The following is a 6544-nucleotide window of genomic DNA, read 5'->3' on the forward strand; positions in this document are numbered from 1 at the left end:
GCGTCAAGCGCGCGCACCCGGTCTTCAAGACGATCGGCTCGAAGGTCGAGAACGGAGAGGTGTACTGGTTCTACACCGGCTCGGGCAAGAAGGGGATAGTCGCCAAGCAGGGCAAGGAATGGGCGGTAGGCACGCACGAGGTGCCACGCCCGGACGCGATCAAGAAAGCCAAGGGCGAGTCGCACCACGTACCGCAGAAGATCATGCTGGCCTCGATGGGCGAGTTCTATCAGGCGATCGCAACACCGATCGCCAAGGTCGACAAGCCGCTGGCCGACAGAATGCGCAAGGAGGGGAAGAAACGCCTCGATCTGTACAAGAAGGACGGAATCGGGCTGTCGGCGATCTGGCTGAGGAAGAAGGTACACAAGGCGGCGCACCAGGCGCAGCCGCTGAAGGACGTCGAACAGCAGGCGAAGAAACTCGAAACCGAGGGCAATCTGCTGGACACGACGGTCGTTGGCGAAGGGACGATCGGTGGCGGCGTCGCCGTCGACAAGGGCGTCAAGGCACCGGCGGCGACGCTGCCGGCCAATGTCTCGGTGGTCGGCAGAACACCCGACAGCGGCAAGGTGAGCGAAGCCAACGTGCATGTCCAGCGCCGGCACCTGTTCGCCGCCATCGGCAGCACGCTCGGCGGCACCGGCGTCGGTTTCGGCCGTTCGTCGAGCGGCAAGCGACGCGCCACCGCGCAGCAGATTGCCAAGGCCAGGGCGACCAACGCCGCCGAGGCCGGGAAGCTCAACGTGCGCGCATCGGCGCTGTTCAAGGCACAGTGGAACGGCCTGCTGGCCGGGGGACTGACCGGCGTCAACGCGGCCCTCGGCAAGGACGACGGCTGGCGGACGCCGCTGATCGCGCAGGCCAGGACCACCTGGGCCCCCCATCTGACAAAACCGTGAGCAGCACCGTTCCACCGCGCGTGTCGTGCCTGATGCCCACCCGCAACCGGCACCCGATGTTACCCGCCGCGGTCGCCAACTTCCTCGCCCAGGACTTCCAGGATGCCGAACTGCTGATCGTCAGCGAAGACGGCGTGCCGGACAGCCTTGGCGCAGCGCTCGCTGGCGGCCGCGTGCGTCACATCGCCTGCCCACCGGGGCTGAGCCTTGGCGCCAAACGCAACTTCGCCTGCGCTGCGGCACGGAGCGAATACATCGCCCATTGCGACGACGACGACTGGTACGCCGCCGACCGCCTCAGCCGCCAGATGCACGCGCTGCTGGCGCAGCCTGGCATGGCGCTGTGCGGATCAAGCCGCGTCTATTTCCGCGAACTCGACGGCGCACGCGCCTGGGAATACCGCTACCAGGGCAGTCGCCGGCCGTGGCTTTGCGGGGCGACGCTGCTCTATCGGCGTGAGTTCTGGCGCACCCACCCGTTTCGTGATCAATCGATCGGCGAGGACAACCATTTCGTCTGGTCGGCACAGGCCGCCGAGTGCATCGACCTGGACGACCCGGCGCTGTGCATCGCGGGGGTGCATGCTGGCAACTCCAGTCGCAAGGACACGGGCAACGCCTGGTGGACAGCCGTCCCGCGCGGGCGGATCGACGCCTTGATCGCCGAACAGCGCAGAGAAAAGGTTGCCGCGGCACCGCCCCGCCGGCGCGCCATTCTGGTACTGGCCGGCGGCATCGGCGACCTGCTGCGCTGGGCCTCGCTGGTGCCGGTCCTCGACGCCGCCGGTCATGACGTGGACCTGCTTCTCGTTGCCGACTACCCGGACAGCGCGGCGTTGTTCGACGGCGCGCCCGGCGTCAGTCGTGTGCGGCTCGCCGACCCGGCAGGCAACCGGTGGGTGCCGACCGACGAAGCACCGCCGGCGCTGGCCGTGTTCGCCTACTGGGCGACGCGCTTTGCCGACCGGATACCGGCCAGCCGCCAGATCTGCGCTGACCAGCAGCGCTGGCGAGACGAAGGCGACCCCGGCTGCGCCACGGCCATTGCCCGCGAACTCGGCTGGAGCGGGCCGCTGCCGGTGCCGCCGCTGGCACCGGCGCTACGCGCGGGAAAGCCCAGCGTCGCCGCCGGCACCCTGGCCATCCACGCCGGCTGCAAGGCTGGCTGGCCGTGGAAGAAGTGGCATGGCCACGGCGAGCTGGCGCAACATTTTGGCCGCGTGCTGCGCGTCGGCACACCGGCCGACGAAGACGCCAGCGGCACCTATTTCGCCACCCCGATCCGCTGGCCGGCACACGTCCAGGATGCCACCACGCCGCGTGCACTGGCCGAGACCGCACGCCTGATTGCCCAGTGCAGCGCAATGGTGGCCAACGATTCCGGCCTGATGCACCTCGCTGCCGCGCTCGGCGTACCCACCCTCGGCATTTTTGGTCTCACCAGCCCGGCGCGGGAGGCGATGCCCTGGCCCGCCCTGCACCCCCTCAGCGGCGGCCTCGCCTGCGAACCGGCGTGCCGCAGCCAACCCTGGGGCCGACGCGATTGCCAGCATCACCTGCAATGCCTGCAAGGGATGGGCCCGGAACGGGTTGCGGCGCGCCTGCGCGAGATCGCCCCGAGCCTCGGCCCACCCGCGCACACCGCGACCGATAGCAAGGCCGGCCGCGAGGTAGGCGACCATCACGTGCGCGACCCTGACGCAGGCGACCAGCCGGTAGCGACGCCCGTAGCGCGCAGCGCGCCTGCGGCGCTGGACCTCGCGATCAGGCTCGGCGGCGGCTTCGGCGACCTGCTGCTCGCCGGGCGCCTGATCGAGCTGCTCTGGGCACTCGCCGGCTACGGCACGGTCATTACTTACAACGATCGGCCCGAACTCGCACAACAGGCGCTCGGCGGTCGCGGCCTGGTCGGCGCCACGCGCTCGCTGCGCGAGTGGTCGCTGGCCAGCGGCGTCCGCGTCGAAATCACCCAGTTCGTCCGCTTCTTCGATGCCCCTCAGCGATGGCAGAGGACACACCCCGCACTCGCTGACCTGATCGCCCGCTCGAACAGCCGCATCGCCAGCGTGCGCGGACTGGTCGAGCGGCACCCTCAGCTCGACGGCTTCTGGGCGCGCCTCAACCTGGCGGCGGGGAGGCGACGCGCCGAATCGCTGGCCTGGAGCGCCGGCTTCGACGGCGGCAACGGTAGCGACCGCTGCACTCCAGGCAGCCTCGACGAGCGCGCGGGTCAGCAGGCGCCGCTCTGCCTGGCACTGGACGAGGCCGACGCCGGGTCACGCCTGCGCCTCGCCAGCGCGGGCAGGCAATGGATCACGCTTCACGATGGCTTCGACACCAGCGCACACGTGCGTCCCGGCCAGGCGGTGAAATGCTGGCCGCTCGAACACTGGGCGGAACTCGTCAGCAAGCTCAAGGCGCTGCACCCGTCGCTGCGCATCGTGCAGATCGGCGGCACCAGCAGCCGGCCGATCGCCGGCGTGGACGACTGCCTGATCGGCCGCATCCGGCTCGGCGAAGCCCTGTGGCTGCTGCAGGGCGCGGCATTGCACATCGACGGCGAATCCGGACTGGTGCACGCCGCGTATGCGCTGGGCACGTCTTCGGTGGTCCTGTTCGGCCCCACCGATGTCGGCTTCTTTGGCTACCGCGACAACGTCAACCTGAACGCCGGGGTCTGCACGCCTTGCTGGTGGAGCACGCCGGACTGGCTGGGGCGCTGCCCGCGCGGCCTCGTGCAGCCGGTCTGCATGGCCGCGATCAGCCCGGGCAGCGTCAGCGACGCCGTTCTGGCGGTGCTCGATCGCGGCCTACAATTGCCGGCCAGGGCCCTTCACCCGACCAGCAGCGCGGTCTGGTCGCGCGTACCGAGCGCCGGCGCGGCGCTGCTCGGTGCGATCCAGGCGAATGGCGAACTGGTCGACGACACCGACGGCCACGCCCGCAGCCCGACCACCGGCTGCTACCTGCACGCCACCAAACGCTGGGAATACGCCTTCGCCCTCGACGCACTGGCCATCAGCCCAGCCAACGGCAGCGGCCCGCGGCTGCGCATCGCCGACCTGGGTTGCGGTCGCGGCGCCCTCGGCCCCTGGCTGGCGACACAAGGCCACGCCGTCACCGGCTACGACCGCAACTTCGCCGACGATGGCAATACCGACGCCAGCCGGCGTTTCCTCAACTGGGCACCGAGCACGGGTTTCGCGGTACGGGCCGCCACCCTCCACGCGCTGCCGGCCCCGGACGGCGACACCGACCAGGGTTTCGACGCCGTGTTGATGATCTCGGTCCTGCAGCACCTCGCACAACCGGCACTGGCCATCCGCGAAGCCAGCCGCATCCTGAGACCCGGCGGCCGGCTGGTGCTGAGCTTCGATCTCGCCTGCGAGCCGGCGAACTTCGAAGACCGCCAGCATCGCCGCTCGATCGCCAGTCCTGGCCGCCTCGCCACCTGGCTGGGTCTCCCCGAAACCGCTCTCGCGCTGAGCCCCCCGGCCATTCGGCAGTCGGCCAGCGAACTTCAGTCGGCTGGCGTCGCCGGCATGCCAGACGGCCTGACGGTGGGCGGGATATGCCTCGTGAAGCCGGCTTGATGCGCCACGATCGCCAGCGCTGGCAGCGCTGCGCTAGACCGGCTGCCGATACTTCCGCCAAGCGCTCCAACTGAAAACCAGAAGGCCCAGCCAGATCAGGCCGAAGCTGCGCAGTTGGGCGACCTGCATCGGCTCGCCGAAGAGCCAGATCGCGGTCACGAACTGCAGCGTCGGGTTGATGTACATCAGCATGCCGACGGTTGCCAGATCGAGGCGCTGGGTAGCGGCAGAAAACGCCAACAACGGCAGGGCGGTGAGCGCACCGGCAGAGATTAGCAAGGCAGTGGTCGTCAGATCATGGCCGGCAAACCACAGCGGCTGCCCGTTCTGCGCCTGCCAGCAGGCGTAAAGCCCGCACACCGGCAGCATGGCCAGGGTTTCCAGCCAGAGGCCGGAGACGGCATCAACCGGCAAACGCTTGCGCACCAGGCCGTAGGTGCCGAAAGTCCCGGCCAGGATCAGCGACACCCAGGGCAGGCTGCCGATGGCGATGACCTCGTTGGCGATCGCCGCCAGCGCGAGGGCGACCGAAAGCCATTCCAGCCGGTTCAGCCGCTCCTTGAGCACCGCCAGGCCCAGCACCACGTTGACCAGCGGCGTCAGGAAATAGCCCAGGCTGGAGGCGACCACCTGCTGGTTGGCGACGGCCCACAGGAACACCAGCCAGTTGGTGCCGATCAGCGAAGCGGCAATGACCAGCATCAGCAGCTGCCGCCAGCTCCCGAAAACCGCCGCGACCTTGTGCCACTGCCGACGCAGCGAGAGCAGCCCGCCGACAAACAGGCAGGCCCAGACAGCGCGGTTGCTCAGGACGTCCATCGGCGAAACGTGCGCAAGCTGGCGGAAGAACAGCGGAAAGAATCCCCACATGCCATAGGCGAGCAGGCCGAAACCGACGCCGGCCACTTGGCGGCTGGTGTTCAATGGCGCAGGATGTCGAGCGCCGTCGAGCGATAGTCGCGTCGATAGAGCACCAGCATAATCAGCAGCGCGAGGACGGCGAGCAGCAGCGGACTGAACAGCCAGCCAGACGCAGCAAGACCAAAGTAGTAGGCCCGGATGCCGCGATTGAAGTCGTCGCCGGCCAAGCTGTTGGCGCCGGCCAGCCGCTGCGCATAGCGCTCGATGCCCGGCTCCGACCGCTCACCGAGCGGTGCCGCGCCGACCAGAATCGACAGCAGGTTGAACTGACGCAGCGACCAGGTGAACTTGAAATAAGCGTAGACGAAACTGCCCAGCACCAGCATCAGCTTGATCTCCAGCATTTCCCGGTTGCCGGCGCCGGCAAAGGCCAGGTCGGCGGTAAAGTTCAACAGCCTGTCGGCAGCGCCGAGGGCGGCGACCAGGCCGGCGATGATGTAGATGGTGGTATTGGCGTAAAAGGTGACGCTGGTCACCAGGTTGCCGATCAGCGTCGAGTCGGTGACCCGCACCTCCCGCGCCAGCATCTGGTAGGCCCACTCGAGCCGGAAGTCCTGGGTGCGGCGGATCAGCCCACCGGAAGCCCAGCGGCTATGTTCGGAAAACCAGGCATAGCCAGCCCAGCATGCAAGAAAGGCAAGAAGGGCCAGCCAGTCGGCCAGCGCGAGACGGTGGAGTGCTTGCATCAGCCCATCCTGCCACAGAACAACCCGGCCTACGGCAGGGTCGGCGCCTGGAAACGCTCGTCGCTGGTCAGCGTGTCGAGGAAGGCGACGAGCTGACCGATCTCCCGCTCGGAAAGCTTGCGGTCAATCAGCAGAGCGCTCTTGTTCGGATCCGCCTTGCCGCCCGACGCCATATAGCGCACGGCCCCTTCGAGGCTGCTGACGCTGCCATCATGGAAGTAGGGACCGGCGATGGCGACCGAACGCAGCGATGGCGTCTTGAATGCCGACAGGTCCTTCGCATCCTTGGTCACCGCCTGGCGGCCGGGATCCGGCTTGGTCTTGCCGGCTTCGAGGCCAATGTTGTAGAACAGACTGTCACTGTAAAGCGGCGGCCGGTGGCAGGCGGCGCAGCCGGCCTTGCCGACGAACAACTCGTGACCGGCCACCGCATCGGCCGACA

General features: G+C 68.4%; 5 protein-coding genes. 2 read left to right on the plus strand and 3 right to left on the minus strand.

Features of this window, described 5'->3' with window-relative positions; all coding sequences use genetic code 11:
• Together V5B39_RS21205 and V5B39_RS21210 are read left to right on the plus strand one after the other, a co-directional pair.
• Positions 1-902, plus strand: a 902-nt coding sequence (locus tag V5B39_RS21205; protein ID WP_332344816.1) for a hypothetical protein, incomplete at its 5' end; no start/stop codon positions are given.
• A complete protein-coding gene (locus V5B39_RS21210; RefSeq protein ID WP_332344817.1) occupies positions 899-4495 on the plus strand; it encodes a glycosyltransferase family 9 protein in 3597 nt (1198 codons plus the stop codon). The genes V5B39_RS21205 and V5B39_RS21210, both read left to right, overlap by 4 nt.
• A 33-nt stretch (positions 4496-4528) precedes the next feature.
• Here the strand turns inward: V5B39_RS21210 and rarD are convergent, their stop codons facing one another.
• The 3 genes from rarD to V5B39_RS21225 all read right to left on the minus strand — a co-directional run.
• Positions 4529-5419 (minus strand): EamA family transporter RarD, encoded by an 891-nt coding sequence (gene rarD, locus V5B39_RS21215; protein ID WP_332344818.1) that lies wholly within the window; start codon positions 5417-5419, stop codon positions 4529-4531.
• Positions 5416-6102, minus strand: a complete 687-nt coding sequence (locus tag V5B39_RS21220) for a DUF599 domain-containing protein (RefSeq protein WP_332344819.1) — start codon at positions 6100-6102, stop codon at positions 5416-5418. Before V5B39_RS21220 ends, rarD begins: the two co-directional genes overlap by 4 nt.
• Before the next feature lie 29 nt (positions 6103-6131).
• Positions 6132-6544: cytochrome-c peroxidase (locus V5B39_RS21225; protein ID WP_434735749.1), on the minus strand; the 413-nt coding region annotated here is incomplete at its 5' end.

The sequence above is a fragment of the Accumulibacter sp. genome, assembly GCF_036625275.1.
Lineage (GTDB): Bacteria > Pseudomonadota > Gammaproteobacteria > Burkholderiales > Rhodocyclaceae > Accumulibacter.